The sequence below is a fragment of the Ruegeria sp. HKCCD7559 genome, from assembly GCF_013110575.1.
In the GTDB taxonomy this organism is placed as follows: domain Bacteria; phylum Pseudomonadota; class Alphaproteobacteria; order Rhodobacterales; family Rhodobacteraceae; genus Ruegeria.
In genome coordinates, this window is sequence record NZ_WVQU01000004.1 from 1 (window position 1) to 24,429 (window position 24,429).

26 protein-coding genes are annotated in these 24,429 nt (G+C 55.3%); 6 read left to right on the top strand and 20 right to left on the bottom strand.

Features of this window, described 5'->3' with window-relative positions:
* The 10 genes from GS605_RS12300 to GS605_RS12345 form a co-directional block, all read right to left on the bottom strand.
* The coding region (locus GS605_RS12300) for a sugar phosphate isomerase/epimerase (RefSeq protein ID WP_171724175.1) at positions 1-799 on the bottom strand (799 nt) is incomplete at its 3' end.
* Positions 800-953: 154 nt separating this feature from the next.
* On the bottom strand, positions 954-2,144 hold the full coding sequence (locus tag GS605_RS12305; protein ID WP_171724176.1) for a Gfo/Idh/MocA family protein: 1,191 nt from the start codon (positions 2,142-2,144) through the stop codon (positions 954-956).
* Positions 2,137-2,811 (bottom strand): hypothetical protein, encoded by a 675-nt coding sequence (locus tag GS605_RS12310; RefSeq protein ID WP_171724177.1) that lies wholly within the window; start codon positions 2,809-2,811, stop codon positions 2,137-2,139. The genes GS605_RS12305 and GS605_RS12310 overlap by 8 nt, the downstream gene beginning before the upstream one ends.
* A complete protein-coding gene (locus GS605_RS12315; RefSeq protein ID WP_253283299.1) occupies positions 2,801-3,988 on the bottom strand; it encodes a Gfo/Idh/MocA family protein in 1,188 nt (395 codons plus the stop codon). Before GS605_RS12315 ends, GS605_RS12310 begins: the two co-directional genes overlap by 11 nt.
* Positions 3,978-4,793 (bottom strand): citryl-CoA lyase, encoded by an 816-nt coding sequence (locus tag GS605_RS12320; RefSeq protein ID WP_171724346.1) that lies wholly within the window; start codon positions 4,791-4,793, stop codon positions 3,978-3,980. Before GS605_RS12320 ends, GS605_RS12315 begins: the two co-directional genes overlap by 11 nt.
* Positions 4,794-4,801: 8 nt before the next feature.
* Positions 4,802-6,694 carry a bifunctional sugar phosphate isomerase/epimerase/4-hydroxyphenylpyruvate dioxygenase family protein gene (locus tag GS605_RS12325; protein WP_171724179.1) on the bottom strand — a complete coding sequence of 631 codons (1,893 nt, stop codon included), beginning with the start codon at positions 6,692-6,694 and terminating at the stop codon, positions 4,802-4,804.
* Positions 6,694-7,989: a TRAP transporter large permease gene (locus tag GS605_RS12330; RefSeq protein ID WP_171634650.1), complete on the bottom strand. Its 1,296-nt coding sequence runs from the start codon at positions 7,987-7,989 to the stop codon at positions 6,694-6,696. Before GS605_RS12330 ends, GS605_RS12325 begins: the two co-directional genes overlap by 1 nt.
* Positions 7,986-8,561, bottom strand: a complete 576-nt coding sequence (locus tag GS605_RS12335; protein WP_171634653.1) for a TRAP transporter small permease — start codon at positions 8,559-8,561, stop codon at positions 7,986-7,988. The genes GS605_RS12330 and GS605_RS12335 overlap by 4 nt, the downstream gene beginning before the upstream one ends.
* A gap of 30 nt (positions 8,562-8,591) precedes the next feature.
* Positions 8,592-9,602 (bottom strand): TRAP transporter substrate-binding protein DctP, encoded by a 1,011-nt coding sequence (gene dctP / locus GS605_RS12340; RefSeq protein WP_171724180.1) that lies wholly within the window; start codon positions 9,600-9,602, stop codon positions 8,592-8,594.
* A 100-nt stretch (positions 9,603-9,702) separates the two neighbouring features.
* On the bottom strand, positions 9,703-10,779 hold the full coding sequence (locus GS605_RS12345) for a Gfo/Idh/MocA family protein (RefSeq protein ID WP_216598221.1): 1,077 nt from the start codon (positions 10,777-10,779) through the stop codon (positions 9,703-9,705).
* A gap of 213 nt (positions 10,780-10,992) precedes the next feature.
* Here GS605_RS12345 and GS605_RS12350 point away from each other — a divergent pair, with 213 nt between their 5' ends.
* A complete protein-coding gene (locus GS605_RS12350; RefSeq protein WP_170417164.1) occupies positions 10,993-11,646 on the top strand; it encodes a GntR family transcriptional regulator in 654 nt (217 codons plus the stop codon).
* Between the two features lie 503 nt (positions 11,647-12,149).
* Entirely contained in the window at positions 12,150-12,881 is a 732-nt protein-coding gene (locus tag GS605_RS12355; protein WP_171724181.1) for an AAA family ATPase, read from the top strand.
* Between the two features lie 510 nt (positions 12,882-13,391).
* Here GS605_RS12355 and GS605_RS12360 read toward each other — a convergent pair.
* A complete protein-coding gene (locus GS605_RS12360; protein WP_171724182.1) occupies positions 13,392-14,063 on the bottom strand; it encodes a GntR family transcriptional regulator in 672 nt (223 codons plus the stop codon).
* A gap of 117 nt (positions 14,064-14,180) precedes the next feature.
* Between GS605_RS12360 and GS605_RS12365 the strand changes: the two genes are divergently transcribed.
* From GS605_RS12365 to GS605_RS12380, 4 genes are all read left to right on the top strand, one after another.
* A complete protein-coding gene (locus GS605_RS12365) occupies positions 14,181-15,179 on the top strand; it encodes a TRAP transporter substrate-binding protein (protein ID WP_010437266.1) in 999 nt (332 codons plus the stop codon).
* Between the two features lie 78 nt (positions 15,180-15,257).
* On the top strand, positions 15,258-15,743 hold the full coding sequence (locus GS605_RS12370; protein WP_010437264.1) for a TRAP transporter small permease: 486 nt from the start codon (positions 15,258-15,260) through the stop codon (positions 15,741-15,743).
* Positions 15,744-15,753: 10 nt separating this feature from the next.
* Complete coding sequence (locus tag GS605_RS12375) at positions 15,754-17,037, top strand: TRAP transporter large permease (RefSeq protein WP_171724183.1); 1,284 nt, start codon at positions 15,754-15,756, stop codon at positions 17,035-17,037.
* Between the two features lie 45 nt (positions 17,038-17,082).
* Positions 17,083-18,228: an alpha-hydroxy acid oxidase gene (locus GS605_RS12380; protein WP_171724184.1), complete on the top strand. Its 1,146-nt coding sequence runs from the start codon at positions 17,083-17,085 to the stop codon at positions 18,226-18,228.
* A 24-nt stretch (positions 18,229-18,252) separates the two neighbouring features.
* Here GS605_RS12380 and GS605_RS12385 read toward each other — a convergent pair whose 3' ends face one another.
* Genes GS605_RS12385 through GS605_RS12425 form a run of 9 tightly spaced genes read right to left on the bottom strand, consistent with a single transcriptional unit; the run spans position 18,253 to position 24,428 of the window.
* Complete coding sequence (locus tag GS605_RS12385; RefSeq protein ID WP_371807758.1) at positions 18,253-18,681, bottom strand: methylglyoxal synthase; 429 nt, start codon at positions 18,679-18,681, stop codon at positions 18,253-18,255.
* Complete coding sequence (locus GS605_RS12390) at positions 18,647-19,165, bottom strand: 2,4'-dihydroxyacetophenone dioxygenase family protein (protein ID WP_171634682.1); 519 nt, start codon at positions 19,163-19,165, stop codon at positions 18,647-18,649. Before GS605_RS12390 ends, GS605_RS12385 begins: the two co-directional genes overlap by 35 nt.
* 9 nt (positions 19,166-19,174) lie before the next feature.
* Positions 19,175-19,876, bottom strand: a complete 702-nt coding sequence (locus GS605_RS12395; RefSeq protein WP_171724185.1) for an SDR family NAD(P)-dependent oxidoreductase — start codon at positions 19,874-19,876, stop codon at positions 19,175-19,177.
* Positions 19,873-20,499 carry a 2-dehydro-3-deoxy-6-phosphogalactonate aldolase gene (locus GS605_RS12400; RefSeq protein WP_171634687.1) on the bottom strand — a complete coding sequence of 209 codons (627 nt, stop codon included), beginning with the start codon at positions 20,497-20,499 and terminating at the stop codon, positions 19,873-19,875. The genes GS605_RS12395 and GS605_RS12400 overlap by 4 nt, the downstream gene beginning before the upstream one ends.
* Positions 20,496-21,416: a 2-dehydro-3-deoxygalactonokinase gene (locus GS605_RS12405; protein WP_171724186.1), complete on the bottom strand. Its 921-nt coding sequence runs from the start codon at positions 21,414-21,416 to the stop codon at positions 20,496-20,498. The genes GS605_RS12400 and GS605_RS12405 overlap by 4 nt, the downstream gene beginning before the upstream one ends.
* Positions 21,397-22,086: an RraA family protein gene (locus tag GS605_RS12410; RefSeq protein ID WP_108861947.1), complete on the bottom strand. Its 690-nt coding sequence runs from the start codon at positions 22,084-22,086 to the stop codon at positions 21,397-21,399. Before GS605_RS12410 ends, GS605_RS12405 begins: the two co-directional genes overlap by 20 nt.
* Before the next feature lie 12 nt (positions 22,087-22,098).
* Positions 22,099-23,130 carry a C-terminal binding protein gene (locus tag GS605_RS12415; RefSeq protein WP_171724187.1) on the bottom strand — a complete coding sequence of 344 codons (1,032 nt, stop codon included), beginning with the start codon at positions 23,128-23,130 and terminating at the stop codon, positions 22,099-22,101.
* Entirely contained in the window at positions 23,123-23,617 is a 495-nt protein-coding gene (locus GS605_RS12420) for a lactoylglutathione lyase family protein (protein ID WP_010437254.1), read from the bottom strand. The genes GS605_RS12415 and GS605_RS12420 overlap by 8 nt, the downstream gene beginning before the upstream one ends.
* Positions 23,618-23,639: 22 nt before the next feature.
* Positions 23,640-24,428 (bottom strand): SDR family NAD(P)-dependent oxidoreductase, encoded by a 789-nt coding sequence (locus tag GS605_RS12425; protein WP_010437253.1) that lies wholly within the window; start codon positions 24,426-24,428, stop codon positions 23,640-23,642.
* Between the last annotated feature and the right edge of the window lies 1 nt (position 24,429).

Consider the following 24,429-nt stretch of genomic DNA (forward strand, 5'->3'; position numbering starts at 1 on the left):
GCGCGTGTTCTTCATATCCCAACTCGGCAACGCGGCTTTGGTTGGGCAGTTCGATGGAATAGTCGACGGGCGGCATCCGTTCGATGATGCCGGTGAAGTCAATCCAGCCTTCGCCGGGATAGAGCCGCGCATCGCGGGCCAGTTGGATCATGCCCTCTCGCGTATCGGCGATCCCGGGCAGGCAATCGGAGATATGCAGGAAGTGAAACAACTCCGAGGGGACGTGCAGAAGCTCTCCGAGATCAACGCGACTGAGGTGCAGATAAAGCGTATCGACCAGAATACCGCCATTCGGTTGATCGGAGGCGCGGACAATATCCAGGGCCTCATCCAGAGTGCGCAAGCGAGAGAAGCTTGGGAATTCCAAGTCCACTGTTAGCCCGTAGGGCGCCGCCAGTTCGCAGGTTTCAGAGTAGACGTCGATCAGAAAGTCACGATCATCGCGGGTGTTGGTCCACGCGCTCATGATCATGCGTTTGGCGCCCAGTTCCCCACCGATCTCAAGAGAAGGTTCAAAACTGCGCGGATCGACATCTTCGGTGATGCGCGCAATCTCGATATCCAGAACCTTCAGGCCAGTGGCAGAAAGAGCAGTTTTGGTGGCCTGCACTTGCGCCTTGTCGATCGGGGATTGGGTGAATTCACCGGGCACATGCATCGGAATGAACCGGGGACTGACGGCATCGTAACCGGCCCGCGCGGCGATATAGACCAGCTCGGGCGGCGTACAGCCAATCAGCGTCAGATGCGCCAAGGAATAGAGAGAGGGGCCTGCGCCAGCCTCTTCGGGTTTCACCATGAACGACAGCTCCACGTGTCTGCGAATCTAAAATTCATCACACGTAGTAAAAAATATCTGATATTTTTTAAAATATCAACTTTTAATACCGAGCAGGAAATGAAAATGCCCGGGCCCTAGCCCGGGCGTGCTTAACCTTCGTATTGGCAAAGCTTTAGATAGTGACCCAGTCGCCTCCGGACTGGTGAGAGCGCACAGAGGCATCAATGAATCGAACACCGTCTGCGCCTTGATCGACACTGGGATAAGAGAGCCAATCGGCCGGAACGGTAACGCGATCCCGACGCGCGGCGACAGCCATGGCAAATTCCGTATAGAGATTTGCCCAGGCTTCGATAATTCCTTCGGGGAAGCCGCGCGCCGTACGGATCAGACGTTCCGCACCGGGGCCGATGCCATGCCCGTGACCTCGGCTGATGATACGATCCGGCTCACCGAACCGATTGAACTTCAGCTGTTCCGAATTCTCCAAGTCCCACTCGAGGCCTCCTTCGCTACCGAATATCCGCAACCGCAACCCACCCCGATTTCCGGGGGCAAGGCGCGTCGCCATCAGGGTTCCTGGAACCTCGTTTTGATAGCGGGTGAACATGAAAACCGTGTCTTCCAAAGGCTTTGGCGCACCGCAGACATGAAACTCGGCCCGTAGGTCGGTCAAGGGCAGGCCCGAGACAAAACTGGCGAGATGAGCTGCATGGGTACCGATATCGCCGACACAACTCGTTGGTCCTGAAATCTTGGGGTCCAGCCGCCACTTTACATGAGGCGCATCAGCCACATCTTCGGGCGTCATCCAGTCTTGCATGAACTCAACATGGATTTGGTTGATTTTGCCGATGCCTCCTTCGGTGACAATTTGCTTGGCCTGCCGGATCACTGGAAAACACGACATTGCATAACCGACAGCAAATACCTGCCCCGTACGCGCGGTGATCTCCTCAAGCCCCTCGGCTTCGGCGACTTCGTTGGTCAGGGGCTTGTCGCACAGCACGTCAATGCCCGCCTCAAGAAACGCTTTGGCAGCTTCGAAATGAACGTGGTTCGGGGTCGTGATCATGACGGCATCTACGCCATCCGGGCGCGCCGCCTCGGCCTGCGCCATCTCGTCGAACGACGCATAGCACCTGTCTGCCGGCAGGAACCACTCGGCCCCGCGCGCCTTGCTTCGCGCGGCGTCAGAACTGAGCGCGCCTGCGGTGACCTCCCACCGGTCGGTCATCCGCGCGGCCGTTGCCTGCGTGACAGAGATCCGTCCGCCGCCAACAACGCCCAGCCGCAAACGGCGAGACAACCGGGGGAAAGGTCCGTCAAAGTTCAGGTCTTTGGGTAAAAGTCTCTCAGCCATTCTGAACCTCTATTTCCGGGGCCCGTACGCCTTCTGGCAGTATTTCCACCGCCATGAAGATGCTGGGGGTAATCGTCTCGTATTGATGCCAGGGATAGTTGCCTTCAGCGTCATACATCGGTTTGTGCGTCGTGCCGGGGGCCATGAATTCTTCGAGGTAAAGGGTTTCAACATCCCGCTCACGGCATTGCTGCATTTTGCCAAAGCCTACGATTTGTGTATGCACTTCGCGAAACCCCGGTACCGGGCAGAACGGATGATCCTTGTGCAATCCGACATTCAATGGGACCGAACCGGAATGGTACATGGTCAGTCCAACGTTACCCACGAGAACCTTTGGCGACATGTAGTGGCTGACACCGCGCAAACGCTCCTCTTGGCGAACATCAAAAGCAGATGGCCATGTATCTTTCACCCATGCGAACAACTCGTTCTCATCCGCATGGGCGTCGAAATCGTGGACAATGACTGCACGTTCCACGCCGCTAAGCGTGCTGTCTTGCACGATCACAGACGAAAGCGGTGCAATGGTCTGATCCTCGACAGAGAGATTTCGCCCCCCAAGGTTAAGGACGATGGCGCGACCCTCTATGGAAATTCTGCGCTCGTCAGTTATGTGCTGGACGCGAAAGAATGGCTGAGCAAAGTCGAGTGTCTCAATCGGCATGGACCAACTCCTTCCTCTCATCGTTCAGGAAATCGACCGGCAAAGGTTCCGGAGCCTCGCAACGGCTTTCTATCGTCTGATAGGCACCAAATTTCGGCGCCCGTTCAATCGCGTCCATGACCTCGAATACATGGTAGGCAAGCGCTCCACTTGCACGGGGTTGGCGTCCTTCTTGCGCCGCCAGGGCCAGATCCAAAAGGCCGAGCCCGCGGCTGTCTTCATTGAACCCGTGTTTGTTTTCGACCACCTGCCAGTCTTCGCGACCGGTTGGACGAGGCTGATGAGACCAGCGCGAGGTCTCCCGCGTTTTCAGCCAGACATCCCCTTGAAAGATATTGGCACCATGAACCGGGTCTGGGTCTGGGATGCTGATGGTGCCGTTTTCACCGTAGATCTCGAACCGTGGAGTTTCGCTGTCCCAGACGTCGAAGCTCATGGTCATCGACCCTATAGCTCCGGAAGAGAACTGCAGCAGGCTTAGAGAGTGCGTGTCGACCTCGACATCTATCCATTCGCCGTTGCGAGGGCCGTTTTCGATCATCCTATTGTCGAACGTGCGCCGAGCCATTCCGGCAACCCGGTCAACGGGACCAAGGCAGCAGATCATGGCGGTCAGGTAGTACGGCCCAAGGTCCAGCAATGGCCCACCACCCGCCTTATAGTAGAAATCCGGGTTGGGATGGTGGCGCTCCGTCCCGTGGGTCCCGACATGGGCAAAAGCCCCTGTCGGTTTGCCAATGGCACCCTCGTCGATCAAGCGCCGAACGGTCTGCCAGCGACCGCCCAGAAATGTGTCGGGTGCGCAACCGACCAGTAACCCCTTTTCAGAGGCCATGTGCAGGATCGCCTTACCATCCGTTCGGTTCATGACCAGTGGCTTTTCGGAATAGACGTGTTTCCCCGCCTCCAACGCGCGCAAACTGATTTCCGCATGCGCCGCCGGGATTGTCAGATTCAGAACACAGTCAATCGTCGGATCGTCAAACACCTCATCTGGCGCACAGGCCTTGGCGACACCGTATTGATCCGCTTTGGCGCGGCTTTCAGAAGGGTCAAGGCTTGCGCAAGCCACGACCTCAACGTTTGAGAATTTGGATAGTGTTTTTAGATAAATATCGCTGATACGACCACAGCCGATAAGGCCGACCCGGAAGGATTTCGATGTCTCACGTGTCATCATTCCTGTCTTCGTAGAGGGGTAAGTAATTTGGGGGCATAGGCCCTTTGTTCCGACCGCCCTGGCTCGTCTGCTCCCAGGCGTGGGCAAGTATTCCGACCGAGCGGGACAGGCAGAACAGCCCCCGCGACAAGGGCGCAGGAAAGCCAAGTTCGCAGAAGATCACAGCTGTCGCGCCGTCGATATTCATGGCAATTGGCCGACCGCCGCGTTGACGACCGAGTTCGGCGCGAACCTCTTCTCCGATATCGGCAAACCGGCCAGATACTGTGCCTTCTGCCGCCGCATCACGAACAAGTTGCATCAATCGTGGTGCGCGTGGATCGACAGGCTTGTGAAACCTGTGACCAAAGCCCGATACGATCTTGCCGTAGGTCTCGCGCCAGCTGTCCAAGCCATCCCGAACAGCGTCATTCAGCGAAGCTCCCGCATCCATGCGGACTGCGGTATCATTGTACAGCTCTGCACACTGCTCTCCTGCCCCGCCGTGCACGTCGCCCAGCATGTTCACCGCAGTCGCCATCGCATTATTGAGACCTACCCCGCAGGTGGCGGCCATACGCGCAGCCGCGATTGAGGGAGCCTGTGGGCCGTGATCCACGCCTGCGACCAAAGCGGCTTCGAACAGGCGCGCTTGCGCGTCGCTGGGTAGATCGCCCCGCACCATAAGCCAGATCATCTGCGGGAAAGATACGTTTCCGATCAGGTCCTCTATGGCGTTTCCACGAAAAGAGATCTGTCCGGGTTTCATGTCGATGATGGAGGTACGCCACCATTGGCGAACGGCGCGCTCATCGTCTTTCATCTGCGCGGTCATTGCGTCTGCACCTCTTTCACCGTCTGGGTTTTGCTTTGCGCAGCAAGGCGAATGGGTGCATTGCGCGCGCCATAACCGGCATAGCCCATACGGCGTTCAACAATTTCGAAGAAGAAGCCGTTAAAGATGGGGCGGCTGTAAATCTGAAAATACTCAGCACCCGCCGCCCGATCGTAGAGAATGTTCCCCCTGCGCAATTGGGCGACCAAATCGTCATCCAATCCGAATGTCGCTTGCAGATCAGCGTAGTAGTTCTCCGGGATGGACAGGCTGGGAAAGCCGGACTTGAGCAACTGGGCTGAAGTTTCAAAAATATCGTCCGATTGGAAGGCAATGTGCTGAACACCGGCGCCAAAGCCATCTTCAAGGAATGACGCCGCCAGAGTTCGGCGCCCAACGGCCCCGTTCAGGTTCAGGCGCACTTCGCCTTCTGGACTTTCGATAGCCTGGCTTTGCACGACGCCGGACGGATCGGCGACGTTCACAATAGGAGACTTTGCCATCTCAAAAGTCGAAATGTAGTAGAGCAGCCAGCTCTGCATCTCATCGTGACGCATCGTCTGTGCCAGATGGTCGATGCGGCGCAGACCGGCGGGCTGGGTCGCTTTGGTCTTGGCGACTGGCTCAAACTCGATGTCCCAAACCCGATGCAGATCGGATTTCTCATCGATGAAATGAACGACGTTGCCACCAACACCCCGAATGGCCGGGATATCCAGTTCCCCTGTTCCCACCGGCTGTGAGAAATTCGGCGCGCCCAACGCGGTCGCCCGCTGAACCGTCTGATCCGCATCTTTGACACGCAACCCCATGTCACAAACGGAGGGACCGTGACCCAGGAACGCCGAATGGGCAAAACCTTCCTTTTCGGTATTCACAACGATGTTTATGGCACCCTGCCGCCACAGCTCGACGGACTTGGTGACGTGTTTTCGCTCCATTCGAAAGCACATTGCTGACAGCATCTCTGCAAGCTGCGCGCCGCTTAATTCATCAGCTGTAAATTCGACGAACTCAAAGCCTGATACATAGACGCGTTCCGGCAGGTCCGGGATACCGAAATCGGTTCCCGGTTCGGTCCGAGATACCTCATCCAGGAGGTTCACCAGCGACCTGTAGCTGTCTCGGGCCAGCGTCCTGCCTCCGGGTTGCGGCGCCGCTTCGTTAACGCGCGCAATGGACCAAGGCCCCTTGTAACCGGCGCGCGACAACACCCGCACGAAGCCCGCAAGGTTCAGCGATCCGAGCCCGGGCAAAAGCCCGAAATGCCGCTTGAGCCTGCGGATATCCATCTCAAGCCGGGGTGCATCGGACAGTTGCACATGGAACAGCCGCTCTCCGGGAATGTCCCGAAGGCGGGCTGGTTTGGACCCATCGGCAAGCGAGAAGAAGGAATTCAGGGCCAGCCCGAAATGGGGGCTGTCGATGGCTTCCACGACGCGTAACGCCTGCTCATCCGAGCGAGTAAGATCCGACCATGGCAAGCCCATATAGGCCAGACGCATCCCTATTTCTTTAGCGATTTGGGCCGCCTCGCCAAGATCTGCGATTACCTGTTCTTCGGTTGCAGCGGCATCGACGTCGAAGGCAGACCCGATTAGCAGTAATTCCGTTCCCAACTCGGTCATCAAGTCGAGTTTGCGTTTCAGCCGATCAAAGGCGCGCTCCCGTCCACCGCCGGACTGGCCTTCAAGGTTATGGAAGGGTTGCAGCAGGCAAATCTTAAGGCCGAGATCTGACGCAATGTTCCGGATCTGAGATGGCGACCCGTCAAAAGCAGTCAAATCCGGCTCGTGTAATTCGACACCCCCGAATCCCGCGTCAGCGATAGTACTCAGCTTTTCAGCCAGATCACCGGGGATCGACGTTGTCGAAACCGAGAGGCACATTATCCCTGATATCCAAACATACGCGGCAACCACAGGACCAGATCCGGCATCAGCATCATGATCACCAAGGCGAAGATGAGAACCGCCAGGAAGGCCCAGATTTCCGAGATGATTTCACGCAGCGGAATGTCCGTCACGGCGTTGATCACAAAGAGTAGAATGCCATAGGGAGGCGTGATCAGACCGATCATCGAGTTCACGACGACCAGCACTCCGAAATGCACCAGATCAATTCCAAGCGCTTCGCAGGTTGGAATGAACAGGGGCACGATCACAAGAATGATCGTTGTCGCGTCCAACACGCAACCCAGCGCGAGGATCAGCAGGTTAACCAGGATCAGGAAAACAATCGGACTAACATCTGAACCCTCCAGCAGTACCGAGATCGACTGTGGAATCTGTTCCTGAATGACGATGAAGTTCAGAATGAACGCGCCGCCAATGACCACCCCGACGGCGGCGGAAGAGCGCGCGCTGTCGACGAACACTTGATACAGGCCACGGAAAGTCAAGGCACGATAGAACAGGGCGGCGAGAAGCAGCGCATAGAAAGCAGCCACTGCTGCAGCCTCGGTCGGAGTGGTGACGCCGCCGTAGATTCCGTACAGCAGGATTGCAGGCATCAGCAGCGCCGGAAACGCGTTGGCGGTTTTTGCGGGCAACTCGCGCAGCGGAACAGGTTCTTCCAAAGCAAAGTTCCGCTTTCCGGCCAGATAGTAGTTCATCGCCATCAGAACGACGCCCATGATCAGACCCGGCAGAATACCGGCCAGGAACAGCGACCCAATAGAGGCCTTGGAAACGAGCGCGTACAAAACCATCGGGATCGAGGGTGGAATAATAGGGCCGATCGTTGCCGACGCCGCCGTGATTGCAGCTGCGTAGCCTCGGCTGTAGCGGCCATCTTTGGTCATCATTTCAATGATTATCTTGCCGATCCCCGCGGCATCCGCGACAGCCGAGCCGGACATACCGGAAAAGATCAGAGACGCTACCACATTGACGTGCCCGAGGCCGCCCTTGAAACGACCGACAGCGGCTACGCAGAAGTTCAGCAGACGGTCCGTGATCGACCCAGCATTCATGATATTCGCGGCGACGATGAACAAAGGCACGGCAAGCAGGATCGTGCTTTTGTAGAAGCCTTGCAGGATTTTCTCGCCCGCGAGGGCGACGTCCAATCCGGCCGTGCCCAGATACACCAATGAGGCCAAAAGGATGGAATAGCCGATAGGTGTCCCGATGCCTGCCAGAAGAAAGAGAGCGAGCAGGCAGGAAAGAAGTTCAAAACTCATTTCTTAACTTCCTCGCCCTCTTCGACGTCGACACGCGGATGGTCGTCAACGACGTTGTACCCAACGACCAGTTCCAACTCTGTCTTTGGTGGGCCATTGCGCATGACGTCGAAGAATAGCCACGCGTACCGCGCTGCGACGACCAGCATGAATACCGCGTAAATCGAGAATACTGTGCGCAGCGGTATCTTCTCGCCGGAGAACGGATTGCGGACAGTCGATGTCTTGCGGATTTTCATCCAGTCGATGTAGTCCCACGTCGGAAGGAAGCTGTAGAGCATACCGACCACGATCGCTGCGGCCGCCAGCATCGCAAAGACCTGCCGCACGCGCATCGGTACGGAAAGGTAGATAATGTCGAACTTCACGTGATCCCGTTCTCGCACTATGAAAGCGCAACTGAAGAAGATCACCCAGACCCACAGAATGCCGATGAGTTCAAGCGTCCATCCGGCGGGGGTAAAGAAGTAGCGCAAGAGTATTTGCAATAGGAAGATCAGGAAGATTGCCGCCAGCATCCCGCCGGCAATCGCTTCGGTCAGTCGGGAGAACCCCTTCATAAAGGCTTTCATTATGGTTCTCCCTCCCTTCTTCAGACGACTTTAGTTGCCCAGAGCGTTGATCTGCTCAAGCACACCGTCCGGCCATGATCCGGCGAATTCACTTTCCAGGTACATAGACTGTACCTGATCGCGGAACGCAGCGAGATCGGGTTCGTAAATCTCCATGCCCTGCTCTTTCAGGAAGCTGACAAGATCCTCTTCTTTCTGAAGCTGTTTCTGGCGGCCTGATTCAGCTGCTGCGTCCGCAGCTTCCTGAACCTTGGCTTGCTGTTCCGGTGTAAGCCCGTCCCAAACCTCTTTGCCGATGGCGATATAGTTCAAGTCGACCAGATGCGATGTCAGGACGATCTGATTGGTCACTTCATAAAACTTGGCGTCGACGACGGTCGGCAACGGATTATCCTGCCCGTCAACGGCACCGGTCGACAGCGCGGTATAGACTTCGGAGAAGGCCATCGGTGTCGGCGCGGCACCCAGCGCTTTGCCAAGGAACTGCCATGCGTCGGTGCCCGGCATCCGCAGATTCACGCCTTCCAAGTCTGCTGGCGTCGTGACTGTCAGCTCATCCTTGGGCTGGCGCAGGTTCACCTGACGACGGCCCAGATACATGACCGACAGCAGTTTGACGCCTAGTTCTTCTTCAGCCTTCTGCTTAAAGGCATCCATCAAGGGATCGTTGAAGACAGCCACCTGATGCGCAGCGTCCTGGTGGACATAGCCTGCGGTAAAGATCGAAAACTCGGGGAAGAACTGGGCCAGTTCCTGCGCCGAGGTGATCGACATTTCCAGGTTACCCCGGCTGATGGCGTCCAACTCGGTGCCTTGGGCGAAGATGGTTCCATTATAGCTGGGCTCGTAGCTTGCGAAATCAGCGACCATGGGCGCGAAAACCTCGGCCATAGCGACCGAGCGCTGATCGGTCTCCGATCCTGATGTTGCGAGGCGAAGTTGCACTTTGTCTTCCGCCAGCGCACCACTTGTTGCGCTAAACAGAACACCGGTTGCGACCAGGGCCGATACAGCAGCCCGGCGGGTAAGTTTGGTAATCACTTTGCTCCTCCCTGAGACATCATGATGCTTCTTTTTTGCGATTCAGAGTTTTGACCTATTTTGGACATTTTGCAAGATGTTTTGCAAAATATCTGATATTTTAGACTGCCGTCATACCTGCCATTGGTGTTTTTTGTAAGTTTTTGATCTTGACCGTATCACCTGTTCTGCAGGAATTCTGAATAGCTTCAATAACTTGAAGTGTTCTGAAGCCTTCCCAGCCGGACACAATCGGATCTGCTTCGTGCCGAGCAACGTCAACAAAGTGCCCGAGTTGATTGACCAGTGGGTCAGAGGAACCCTTCTTCAGCGCGGTTGACGAAATTGGAATCCACCAATCCCTTTCCTCACCCTGGTAGGTCCATAATCTTAGATCAGGGACAGACAACGACCCATGAGAGCCACCGATCATGTAGCTACTCTCAGTGGTCGACGGATAGATTGGATATTCCTGAGACGTCATCTCCCAGCTCCACGGAGCAACAATGCTGTCGGATACGCTAATGGTCCCAATCGCTCCGCTTTCAAACGTCAATAGCGCTCCGGCGACATCTTCGTTGTCATAGCCGCGTTGCGAGGTAGCCGACTGCGCCTGTACGGTCACGACCTCTCCGGCCAGGTACCGCAGAAGATCGACATCATGGACAAGATTGACCGAGATGGGCCCCGCACCGGGTTTCTTACGCCAGGGTGCGGCGTCAAAATACTCATCGGGCTTGTAAAACCAGCAATTCGCATGGACAGCGCGCACATCTCCAATCTTCCCGTCGACAATGGCTTCCTTCGCTGACTTGATCAGAGGATTGTGCCGACGATGATGTCCGACCATCAGTGGCACATTGGCCTTTTCCGCTTCTTGGACAAGCTCCAGTGCAGCGGAGGCTTCCACGGCGATCGGTTTTTCGACGAGTACGGGACAACCATGCCGAACACATGTGAGCCCTTGTTCGACATGAAGCGTCGTGGGCGTCGCGAGCACAGCTCCGTCCGGCGTCTGATTTGCAAACATATTCTCGAGGGTCTCGTAACACGCAACGCCATGCTCCGCAGCGTAGGTGCGCCCTTCGTCACTGGGATCAACAACCGCAACAAGATCGACATGACGCAACGCGCGGATCGCGTCTGCGTGGCGGCGTCCAACAAGGCCAATGCCGACAATGGCAATGCGAAAGTTCATTGACACTTTGCTTCCTTCCAGAGGGTTCGGAAACTCCGAAACCAATGTTTATGACTGAGCTGCTTTGCCCAACTTGAATTCGACCGTATTGGGGTTTTTGCGATTCCACAATAATGTATGATATTTTTATTTCTACCATACATCAGATTGGATTGCTGATAACTCTATAAAGTGGTATTTGAAGGAGGAATCTAAAAATATCGGGTGAAACGCATGGCGAAACAGCCGTCTACGATAGGTGCAAGCACCTATCAGCGCATCAAGCGGGATATCATCTTCGGAGAGTTGCAACCCGGCTCCAAACTGAAGCTGGACGCATTGAAAGAGCGCTACTCAGCAAGCCTTTCAACACTTCGTGAAACCCTGAACAGGCTTGCCAGCGACGGTTTTGTCGAAGCTCCCGAACAAAGAGGCTTCCTGGTTACGCCGGTCTCTCGCGAAGACCTGACCGAGATATCAGAGTTGCGTGTCCTGCTGGAATGCCACGCGTTGGAGTTGTCCATTGCGAATGGCGACACGGACTGGGAAGGCAACCTCGTTGCCGCGCACCACAAACTGCACCTGATGGAACAGCAGCTTCTCAAGGGCGACGAGTCCGAGAAAGAAACCTGGAAACGATATGATTGGGAGTTTCACCAAGCGATGATCGCGGCCTGCAACTCCAAGAACCTTCTGTCTCTGCACTCGATCATCTACGACAAGTATTTGCGGTATCAGATGCTCGTGCTGACCTATCGCGGCGAAGAGGCAGTCAAGGAGCATAAGGGCATGTTCGATGCCGCATTGGCCAGAGACGCGGGCACCGCTAAGAAGCTGTTAGAAGATCACATCCGAAACGGTCTTTCACATACGCTGGAGGCTATGTAGCTCGCTGTTGTTGCCGCCTATCTCCATCACCTGAATCAACGGCACGGGACCTGAAAGGCAAGTTTAATTACTGTGCTTACCAGACGAATTCCGTAAGTTTATGATTCGACATCCGAACCCGCTACATCAGGCAGCCGTTTAAACAGAGATGAGAACGCTAAGCTTCCGCAACCAAGGGTTGCTTTGCACCACCACAACAAACCGCGAACATTCTTGAAACGGTTTTATGTGAAGCGATCTCTGGTTGAGTAGTGGCCCTTCAGCGGAACGAGTACATAAGGCATGTTCGCGAGTTGATCCCAACGCTTGATTGGGAGGGCGGTTCCCTCGGTGTACGTCTTCGCTTTGAGCCAAGCGACGTCGAAGAGCTATTTAAGGACTTCATATCTGCAACAAGGGATGCAGAAGAACTCAAAAGCGCCGCAGAAACGAAGCACGTAGATAGCTCCGAGACTACGGACACAAAACAGCCTGCACCGAAGCTTACCCTCTGGCCGAGAACCTTGACCGACTTTCTTCGAAAGCGACTATCAAAATACTTTATTGTCCGCGTCTATCCGCTTGACCCTGCAAAAGCTGCCGACCCTGTACGTGGACAAGCGGCCTTGCAGGAATTGCCGTCAAACTGTCTTCCTTACGAAGGTGAGCCATTGAAAGGGCTAGTACGAATTCACGATATCCCTGCGCAGCGTGGATTCGGTGAAGAAGCGGCAGGCGAGGAAGACGACGACGCTCCCGCAGGATCTCCTGGTAGCAAGCTTTCGGATCAACTCCGCAGCTACTATTCAAAACACCTCGATCCGGCGAAAGGACCTGATGCAAATGATTTAGGCGCGCTTCAAGCCATTGAAGCGGCGCAAGACGCGTTTGATCAAAAGCTAACCGAAAGCTTCGCAGCTGCATTTAGTGAAGTTGAAGAAATGAGTCACCCAAGCGTAACAGACCCGAAACCAAAGGTTTCTACGAGATTAAAGGCAATCGACGGGTTAAATCACTCTTCGGCTGTAACATTTGTCGTTGATGTGGCCCCTACGGAAAGTGAAGATATGGTGCCGCTGCTGCGGCTTCCAGAAAACAACAATGGGCTCGGATACCAAAACCTAATTTCGATGATTTTCAGGTTGATGAGCTTTCGCGACTCTTGGATGCGCGTCGGCAAGGCTGCCAATGCTAACGATGACGTTCAATACGAACCACTACATCTGGTGCTGGTTGAAGAACCGCAACCCTATTAGACAACACCGTGTCCTCGCCTGAGCCTGCGGGCCGCACCACTATTGTCGAATAGCATTGCCTCGCCCCCATCCGCGTTCGCCACGTGGCAGATCAGCAGGAACAGGTGCCTTCGGCGTCTGATCTGCAAATCAGCCCTGATTTCCCAATAGGGAAGTCAGGATCATTGAAATCGGTCTAGGTGCTAGATGAAGGACGTGAGGCGAAAAAGGCAAGGTTCTGTCGCTGGTGGCAGAACTATGTGTCGCCTGACAAGGAAATGTGGAACGTCACTGATATTTGACTCAATCGACAGACAAAACCTCAATAAATCGGCCAATCGCGTCATTCATTTCTGACCCAATCGTCAAGCATTTCTGACCCAACACAAAAACCGCCCTCTAATCGTGGCCACGGCCCTTGTCTAAGAACAGCCCAACTCCGCCACTTTGAACTTATGTTGCCCACGCACGCGGCATTAGATTTGCTGCCAGATGCGCTTTTGGTGAACATCGTGACCAAGTGGTGGGCACCTATGCTTGCCTTAGACCAACCAAATCGGAGTAAGAACGCTCACCGCGAGTGATTTGACGTTTGAGGGTGTTCGTTGCTGCTTTTACTTTACCCTCGTCCAATAGCGATGTGATCGCTTGATGTTCCTTGAAAGATTTCTTCGTTCGATTGGAACGTTTGGACAGGTGTGTCCGCATAGTTTGGACGATATCACTGACTTTTTGATATCCATCCCGCAGGTAACTGTTTCCGCAGGACCTGAAAAACGCGTCGTGAAACTCGGCGTCAAGTTCCAAGTACTGTTCGAATTCATCCGTTTCCTGCGCTTCCGACATCTTCGAAACAATTTTAGACAGCTCATTGATCAGAACCGAAGGGTTCTTTTCAAGCGCCTGCTCCAAAGCTGCAGATTCTAGGATTAGCCGATACTGGCAAAGCTGCACCACGTCCTCATGAGAAAGAGAGAATACAAAGGCTCCTCGATGAGGAAAGATCTGAACGAGGCCCTGAAGATTCAAAGCTGATAGAGCTTCGCGAATCGGAGTTTTGCTGATGCCCATGGCATTTGACAACTTCACTTCCGGCAACGATTCACCCAATTGAAACGTGCCATTGATTATACCTTTTCGGATATGCTCTTCAGCAGTTTTACTCAACGAATCCGGGCGCTTAATCGGCAAAATCTCGGTCATTTTCACTTCGTCCTATTTCGTCTCTCTAACACAATAGCACATGTAAGCTTGATTTCTATATTATATCTGATATCTCAGATAATAGATCGTAAATTACTAAATCCGTGGGAGGATACCTTGTTCAAGAAATCAACATTGGCGCTTGGCGTCGTCATGTCAGCCGGGCTTGCTTTTGCAGCATCCGCTGAAACAGTCATTAAGGTTGGGCATGGCGCAGCAGAAGCGTTTCATATGCATCGCGCGCTACTGAAATTTGAAGAACTGGTCGAAGCTGGCTCGAATGGTGAGATCGACGTACAGATATTCCCTTCGTCGCAGATGGGCCCTGATCGCGAAATGATCGAAGGTGTTCAAACCGGCGTTCTGGAAATGGCCATTCCTCCTTCCTCTTTCTTCGCGGGCTGGGATCCGGCTTTTGCAGTAATTGAACTGCCCTACATGTATTCCTCCAAGGACATCGCCTTTGATGTTCTTGATGGTGATGCTGGTGATGGCATGCTTGCACGGGTCGAAAACCAGGGATTGGTAGGTCTTGGCTGGCTTGAATTGGGTGTACGCAATGTGACCAACAACGTCCGCCCGGTTGCAACCCCCGCAGATCTCGAGGGTGTCAAGCTACGTACCATGAAGGTTCCGGCTCATGTGGCGACATTCGAAACGCTCGGGGCCAACCCGACGCCAATGAACTTTGGTGAGGTCTATTCTGCTCTCCAGCAAGGCGTGATCGACGGCCAGGAAAACCCACTGGCGATCATTACCTCACAGCGTTTCTACGAGGTTCAGAAATACCTTTCGACCACGGGCCATGTCTTTGCGGTCTATATGCCCGTCATCTCCAAACCGTTCTTTGACTCGCTGTCCGCAGAGCATCAGCAACTGGTCCGGGACTCGATGGCCGCCGCACGTGAATATCAGGCTGAACTGGTCGCGAGCGAAGATGCGGAACAACTGGAACAGATTCGTGCTGCTGGTGTCGAGGTTCTGGAACTGACTGCAGAGCAGCGACAGGCCTTTGCCGACAAAACTGAAAGCGTCCGTCTGCAGTATCGCGACGAGGTTGGCGCTGAAGCCTATGACGACTGGGTAGCAGCGGTTTCCGCAGCGAGCGGAAGCTGACACTCGGACTACTCAGCCAATATGGGCACCCGCGCCATGAAAGTTCGGGCGCCCCTTTCGTTCAAGGGGAGGTGAACGGTGTCGGTTATCAAATGGATCGATATGAATGCCGAAAAGGTCTTAGCCAGTGCACTTTTGGCCGCGATTGTCTTGTTGATCTTTGGAAATGTGTTCATGCGCTACATTCTGAATGCCTCTCTTTCATGGGGCGAAGAGCTAACGCTTTGGCTGTTTGTATGGTTTGTCTGGCTAGGCGTCAGCTATGCGTTCCACACAGGTGATCATGTGCGTATCACGGTCCTGCGTGATGTCCTAAGCGAGCGCGCAAGGCTTTACGCGGATTTTGTGATCGCGCTTCTTGTCCTTGGATTTCTGATCGTTCTGACAATTGAATGCATCAAGCTTATCCGACAGCCTTTTGTCGCCAGCCAGACTTCGGTCGTTTTGGGGCTACCGATTCCGATCCTTTATGCTTCGGCTCCGATTGGCGCTGGCCTGTCCGCGATCCGCGTCACTCAACATCTGTTCCGAACCCTGCGTCTGATCGCAGGAACCAAAGCGTGAGGAACCCGGCATGCTTGCAACAACGCTTTTCTTGACGCTCTTTGCCCTGTTGCTCTTCAGCGCGCCTATTGGCATCTGTCTGGGCTTGGCCACTATGATCGTGATGGTCTTTGTAGATGGCACACCACCCATGGTTCTTCTGGCACGGTCGGTGGTAACAGGCGCGGACTCCTTTCCTCTAATTGCCGTCCCTCTGTTCATATTGGCAGGCGACCTGATGCAACACGGCGGAATGTCTCGCCGACTAGTTGGATTTGCCAATGCGCTGATCGGTCATATCCGGGGTGGGCTGGCTTATGTGAACGTGCTCGCCTGTGTGTTTTTTGCCGCCATATCCGGCTCATCTCCTGCGACCGTAGCCGCCATCGGGTCGAACATGATCCCAGAGATGGAAAAGGTCGGCTATACGCGCAAATTCAGCGGCGCATTGACAGCATCCTCAGGAATGATCGGTGTAATGATCCCGCCAAGTATTCCCTTCATCATCTATGGTGTTACTGCCGAGGTTTCGATCGGCAAACTGTTTCTTGCAGGCGTTGTTCCTGGCATCCTTTTTGCCCTCATGTTCATGTTGGTCGCTCGTGTTCTGCTGCGAAAGGACGAGGTTGTTCAGCAATCGACAACCACGTTCTCAGGCCCTGGCGTCTGGCAGAGTTTCCGGTCTTCCATCTGGGCGCTTCTCGTGCCCGTGATTATTCTTGGGGGTATCTATAGCGGCATCTTTACCCCAACCGAAGCCGGTGCCGTGGCCGTAGTCTATGCCGCTTTCATCGGCATCTTCGTGTATGGCGACATCACCCTCAAGGACCTGCCAGAGGTTTTGGCGGGCAGTGCAAAGACCAGCGGGACGATTCTGATATTGGTGATCATGGCGACCGCCTTTGGCAGGTTGATCACGCTCGCAAGAATCCCGACAGAGCTCGCAACAACGATCACCAGCCTGTCCGACAACCCAATCATCATCCTGTTGCTGATCAATCTGCTGTTGCTCGTGATCGGAATGTTCATGGAGACGATCTCGTCGATCATCATCATGACGCCTATCCTGCTGCCTGTTGCAACCGCGCTGGGTGTCGATCCAATCGTTTTTGGTGTCATCTTGACGGTCAACCTGGCCATTGGGTTCTGCACACCTCCGTTGGGTGTAAACCTATTCGTGGCCAGCAGCATTTCCAAGGTTTCCATCGAAAGCCTCAGCCGGGCGATCCTGCCATTCTTTGTCGGCATGCTGATCTTGTTGATGTTCATCACCTATGTGCCCGCAATTTCCTTGGCCTTGCCATCCCTTTGGTGACCGACTGAGGAGCTTCAACCGTTAGACAACGAACAGAGGACCCGGATGGATCTGGACCTATCCCACCCGTCGATAGAAGACCTTCGGAAAACCGCGCAAAAGCGCATTCCGAAGTTTGCTTTCGAATACCTCGACAGCGCGACTGGCCGGGAGCTGGGGTTGAAGGTCAACCGGGACGCACTTGATGCCATCGGATTCATGCCGCGTGTACTATGCGGCCGAACAAAGGCCGACCTGCAGACTACATTGATGGGTCAAACTTACGATCTGCCATTCGGGATAGCACCGGTAGGTATGTCCGGCCTGATGTGGGCAGGAGCAGAGCGGATGCTTGCAAAGGCAGCAGTTGCTCACAACATTCCGTTTTCGTTATCCAGCGTGGCGGTTGCTTCACCGGAAGATGTGGCACCTTACATTGGCAAAAACGGATGGTTTCAGCATTACCCGGTGAACTCCAGCGATTTGCGCCGCGCGATGCTCCCGAGGATTAAGGCAGCGGGATTTCATACGCTGATCATCACGGTGGACGTTCCAGAAGAGAGTCGGCGCGAACGACAACGCCGCGCCAATCTCACGGTGCCTCCAAAAGCTGACCTGCGCACGCTGACTGAAATGGCATCACGACCCGCCTGGTGCCTTGCACATCTGCGCGAGGGCATCATGCCACGTATGCGGTTCTTTGACGATTACGTCCCCGCGCGTGGGCGAGAAAGCTTTACTCATGCAGGCGCTCTGATCCGTGGGATTCCAGATTGGGACTACCTGCGCGAACTGCGGCGGGAATGGGAGGGTCACCTGATCGTCAAGGGTGTCCTGCGGCCGGAGGACGCGCAAAAAATGGTGGCCGAAGGCGTGGATTGCATCTGGGTCTCAAACCACTCCGGGCGTCAATTCGAAGCCGGGCCCGCCGTGATTGACCAACTCCCGAACATCCGCGAGGCGGTCGGAATAGATGTGCCACTGATCTACGACTCTGGCGTTGCCTGGGGATTGGACATCATGCGTGCCCTGGCGAAGGGTGCAGATTTCGTCATGGTCGGACGCGCCTTTCAATATGCTGTTGCAGCGTTTGGAGCACGAGGGATCGACCATCTCGTTCACATCCTGAAAGCTGACATTGAGGCCAACATGAGCCAGCTTGGTAGCGAAAACCTCGGCAGTCTGGCAGAGCACCTTCTGAGAACTGGCTGATCGGCGCTTGCGGCGCGTGGCGTATCACCCAGGCGCGTTGTCATCCTCGTCAATCAGCCCCTTGACGATCAGATCCGCGGTTGAGCGCGAACATGCCATTGGCAGATCATATACCGTGGCGAGACGGGTCAGAGCCTTAACGTCGACGTCATGTGGCATGGGTGAGAGAGGGTCGACAAAGAAAATCAATGCATCCAGTTTCTCTTCGCAGATCATGGCGCCGATCTGTTGGTCGCCTCCGAGTGGTCCGCTTTTCAGGCAGGTCACATCCAGTTGTGGATAGGCTTGCTTAATGCGACTGCCGGTGGTCCCTGTCGAGAAGATTTGTACTCTGGACAGGCGGGCCAATTGCAGACCCACCCATTCAACGATTTCGTCCTTTCGCGCATCATGGGCCACGAGGGCGAAACGCGGCGCATCACCGGATGAACTGTTCAACGTAATCTTCTCCAAGACCGACTTCCGCGAAGTGTTTTCGGCACAGATCAATCTTGGTAAAGACATCTTCGTAGCCAGTGACCTTGCCCCACGGATCAACATAGCACATCACGCCATTGACCTGGAAATAGGTGACCATCTCTTCGACATCGTCGGGAACGACCAAAGTATGAGTCTCACCTGGCGGCTCAAAGACATATCCCCCTTCTTCCGCGACCCAATCATGTTCCAGATAATGCCAGCGCCCTTTCAGGACGAAGCCATGGACTGGCTGAGGATGGCGGTGCCGCGAAAGAACACCAGCTTTGCGCACTTTGAGAAGGTTCATCCAATAACCTTGCGAGCGGTTCAAGCAGAGCGGTCGGAACCAGACGTTCTCTGCCTGCGGAACCCATAGTCTGTCGTCCGCACTCACGGCATTCGGGATCACGATTTCGTCTTGCGCATCCTTGGGGAATGGCAATTGATATGGCATTCGGGCGGTGTCATCGTCATTCATAGATTTTCCTCACATAGCGAGATAGCCGCCATCGACCGGATAGATCGATCCGGTCACAAAACTGGCGTTTTCACTCAAAAGCCATTGCACAAGCGCGCCGATCTCTTCGGGTTTTCCCCAGCGTTTCATCGGCGTACGCGCCATGATCCCCGCCGTTCGTTCAGGGTCTTCCCGAAGGCCATTGGTCATCTCTGTCTCGATCCAGCCCGGCGCGATGGCATTGACCCGGATACCGTCTTCGGCCCAGCGACCTGCCAGTGCCTTGGTCAACTGTGCCACGCCGCCCTTGGAAGCGGAATAGGCCGGCACCAAAGGTCCACCAAAAGTGCTGAGCATAGAGGCGGTGTTGACGATGGCCCCACTCGCTTCAGCCAACAATGGATGCGCGGCAAGACAGCAGCGCATGGTGCCTGTCAGATTCACATCGAGCACCTTGGCGAAGACGTCGATGTCATATTCTTCGCCACGCAAAAGAATACCTGCGCAGTTCACCAAGGCATCGAGACCCGTGAGTTCGCCGAATACATCATTGATGGACGTCTGGTCGGTGACATCCAAGAGCTGCACCTTTAACCCGTCCCGAGGCTCGAATGCATCCAGTTCGGATTGGGAGGCGGATGCGGCAATGACGGACCAACCTGCGTCTGCCAGAGACCGTGCAACACCCGCACCGATTCCTCGCGTACCGCCCGTAACAAGGGCCTGTTTCATCCAAGTTCCTCCAATACACTGGTGAAGGCGCGCGCGCGCCTGCCGATATCATCCAATGTATAGCTCGGTTTGAACAGCGCGGATCCCAGCCCATATCCATTTGCACCCGCGGCATGATACGACGCCATCGTATCCGGCGTTATGCCCCCTACCGCAGCGATGATTGCGTCTGCAGGCAATACGGCGCGCATGGCAGCGATGGCAGCTGGTGGCACCATTTCCGCCGGAAAGAATTTGAGGACCGATGCCCCGATATCCAATGCCGTAAAGGCCTCGGAGGGGGTCATGACACCTGGACACCAATACAGATCCCGTGCGACAGCCGCGCGCCCAACGTCCGGGTTCATATTGGGCGACACGATGATACGCCCGCCTGCATCAGCAACCGCCGCGACCTGATCCACAGTCAATACTGTGCCAGCGCCGACGATGGTCTGAGCGCCATGCTTCACGGCGATCTGCCCTATCGATTCCAGCGGGTCCGGTGAGTTGAGCGGCACTTCGATTATCCGAAACCCGGCATCGAAGAGCACATCAGACACCGGGCGCGCATTTTCTGGTGCCAGCCCCCGCAAAATCGCAATCAGCGGGTTCTCGGCAAGAGCTGCGGTGAGGTCAATCATCCGACCAACCCCGCAGCACGAGCAATCAGAAAATGCCCTTTCGCAACGATATCATCCGGAGCGCGACGGCTGTCGAAACCAGCAGTTCGAAGCGCTATTTCGTATCGGTCGGACAAGTCGCTGCGTCCAACAACAGTGATCGTGCCGACGTCTTTTACTTCGTCAGTCGCAGCGGCAACCTCGGTCCCGATCAACAAGCCCGACAAGTAGTCGGCCGTAGCAACCTTCGGGATTTTGCCCATGAGAGGAAGCGTCCGAACATGGAACAGGCTGTGCAGCAAGTTCGCCTCACCACTGAGGCCCGCCTTGACGCCCATCACGAACGCGTCTTCGCTGAAGGCGTCCTCCTTCATCAAGGTGCCAAGGATCGTGTGTTCTTTCAGTGCCGAAAAGATTTCACCTGTCATGTAGGTCGAGAAATCCACGATCTTCCCATCCGCAACCTGAACCCATTTGCTGTGCGTTCCCGGCATCACGAACATACCTTCGCTCAAGCCTAGCGAAGATGCCCCGATGATCTGGGTCTCCTCGCCGCGCATTACGTCGGGTCCTCCGGCATGTTCTGTCGAAGCACCAGTCACAAAATGAATACGCGCTCCGTTGGCCGCTTCGTGGGGGACTAACGCCCGCGCAAGACCGCCAGCACCCAGAGGCATTTCGGCATATTGCGTTTCTACCCAGCCGTTGCGGCTGGTGATCATGCCAGATGCCAGGATCGGCAGGTTAGCTTTGGCGACCCAAGGGCCGATGAGACGATCAAGGACCGCGTCAAAGGTTTGCCCCGCAACCTGCATGATACCTTCAGGCGACGAGACCCCATCGATCACCTCGCCCTCCGCACCAATGAGAAATGCACGGAACGATGAAGTGCCCCAATCTACGCCGATCAGCGCTGGCTCAGATGCGACCGAATTCATTCAGCAGATCCTCAACGGTTTTGCCTTGGGCCACCCATTTACGGGTTTCTTCCTCACGGTCAGCTTGCTCTTGAGCAAGGCGCACGGTTTCTTCTGCAATTTCCTGTGGAACCACGACGACGCCCATAAGATCAGCTACAATGAAATCTCCGGGGTTTACGACGACGCCCCCACAGGCGATTGGCACATTGATCGAAAGTTCTTCTTTACGTTCTGAGAACATCGTGTGCGTTCCACGCGGCGTGATCGCACGCGTCCAGATTGGCCAGTTGATGTCTTCCAACTCATCTGTGTCACGCCCTGTGCCATCTACGATCATACCGCGAATGCCACGGTTCTTGGCCAGACCGCCCATCAAACCGCCGCAGACTGACGTTTGACGATCACCACCCGCGTCCACAACAATCACGTCCCCGGGTTGTCCCATTTCAAGCGCTCGCAATGGGTCGACCAGATCGCCTTTTGAAAGCTGAACCGTCACGGCCTGGCCTGTCACCTTGGCGCGGAAAGCGGGTTTGATGGCGCTGTCCATCACGCCTGTTCGGTACTGCACATCCGCAAAAATGGCAGCGGCAGAGTACGCCTCCAACACCTTGTCGAATTTTTTGAGAAGTTCCGGGTTTCTTTCAAAATCATTGAAAACCCTGAGGTCCGTGCTGACGTCTGGCATTCTTGTCTCCTGTTATGCGGTAGATACGGCCAATGCGTCGGCATTGACTGTGTAGTCGGGTTTTTGTCCTGTCAGGACCTTGGCCACCTGAGTGGCCGCAGTGACCCGCGCTGCGTGTATGGATTCCTCGGAATAGTAGGCCGCATGTGGCGTTACGAGGACGTTGGGCAGTTTGAACAACGGGTTGTCATCAGGCGTCCAGTTGGCGCGCTTGGCCGGTTCTTCTTCGGGGTCGTCGAGCCCTGCGGCTGCCAGATGGCCTTCGGTCAGCGCCCGGAACAGGGCTTTGTTGTCGACCGTTGGTCCGCGTCCAGTGTTCACGAGTATCGCACCGGGTTTCATGACCGAAAATTCGGCATCCGACAAAAAGTGATGCGTGTTCGGCGTCATCGGCGCCTGCATCAGGATATAGTCGGACCTTGCCAGCAATTCAGGCTTGCTCACCAGCTCGACCCCAATCTTTGCCGCGACTTCTCTTGGCAAATACGGATCGAAGGCGATGACCGTAACTCCGAAAGATTGCGCTCGCGCTACGATGGCTTGCCCTATTTTTCCCAGCGAGACGACACCCATCGTCCGCCCGCGCAACCGGTAGACCGGCTGCCCGCTTTGCCACTTCCAGACCCCTGCATGAGTGGCTCGATCATAGTCGGGCAACTTGCGCGCCAGGGTCAGCCAAAGGGCAATCGCGTGGTCGGCGACTTCCTCGGTGCAATAGTTTTGCACATTGGTGACGAGAATGCCCTTTTCCGTCGCCGTGCCGACATCCACGATATCTACGCCTACGCCATAACGCGCGATGACCTCGCAGTTCCGCATCCGCGCAATCGTTTCCTTCCCGATCCGGGCATATTGGTTCATCATCGCTGCGCAATGCGGCGCGACATCGAACAGGTCTTCCTGGCGCTTGGCCTGAAGCGCAATCACCTCGGCTCCTGCGGCTTCCAGGATTTCCGTCTCAACGGCAACATCACCAAAGTCGTAATCGGTTATCACGACCTTGGGTTTGTCCGTTCTGGGGGGAAAGGCGGCGCGATCAGTCATAAGCACCCGCCGAATAGGTCAATTCGTACGAGTGGCTGTAGAGCTCGAAAATGTTGCCAAAAGGGTCTTCCATATAGACCATGCGATAGGGCTTTTCACCTGGGTAATACTTGCGCACTTGGCTCATGCGCTGGCGCCCGCCCAGGTCTTCGATAACCTTGACGCGGCCTTCCAGATCCTCGTCCTGTACGCAGAAATGAAACAAGCCACGCCGCCAATATTCAAACGGGCGTTCTTCTTCGACGGTCTTCGGGAACTCAAACAATTCGATGCCAACACCGTCGCCCATCGACAAATGCGCGATGCGGAAGCTTCCCCAACCTTCCCCAAATACATCGTCGCACATCTGACCGATGGCGCTTTCGTCATGCAGGATTTCAGTTGGTTCCATCAGCACGTAGAGGCCGAATGCCTTGGAATAAAACTCCACGGCTTTTTCCAGGTCGGGAACTGTGATGCCGATGTGAGAGAAAGTGAGAGCGGCCATGTAGGGCTCCTCCAGTTAGAAGTTAAAGAATGTTGCGAACGATGCCGCCTTCGATCCGGTGCGCAGAACCATTGGAGGCCGTGCTTGCTGAGATCGTGACGATCATGCGGGCGACTTCGTCTGGTTGGACAAAGCGTTGTATGAGCGATGTGGGCTCATCTGATTTGAAGTAATTGTCGACGATCGTATCGAGCGGCTCACCCTTTTGATCCGCGAGACCGTCAAAGTAGGCTTCGACACCTTCGGTCCAGGTCGGACCAGGCAGGATCGAGTTAACCCGGACTTTCGTGCCCTTTGTCAGTTCTGCCATGCCGCGTGTCAGACCTAACATGGCAGTTTTAGTGACAGAATAATGCACCATCTGAGGGAGCGGTTTCACTGCCGCTTCGCTGGCCATGTTGATGATAGATCCCTTATCCCGGCCAAGCATGTCAGGCAGGAAAATTCGGCTCATCCGAACGGCGGACAGGACATTGATGTTGAAGTAGTGCATCCAGTCGTCATCCGTGAGATCCTCGAACGGTTTGACCGAGAAGATGCCGACATTATTCACAAGAACATCCACCGCCCCGCGCGCGCGGGCAAAATCCGCCAGTGTTTCTGCATCTGAGGTCTTGGTCAGGTCGGCCGCAATGCCTTCGACCTTGCCCAGAGATGACAGGTCGTCGACGCAGTCGGACACTTCCGTCTGGGTCAGGCCATGCACGATGACCCGCGCGCCTTCTTCAAGATAGACCCGGGCAGTGGCTTTGCCGATGCCGGAACCTGAACCAGTCACCAGGACCAGCTTATCCTTAAGCCCCAGATCCATC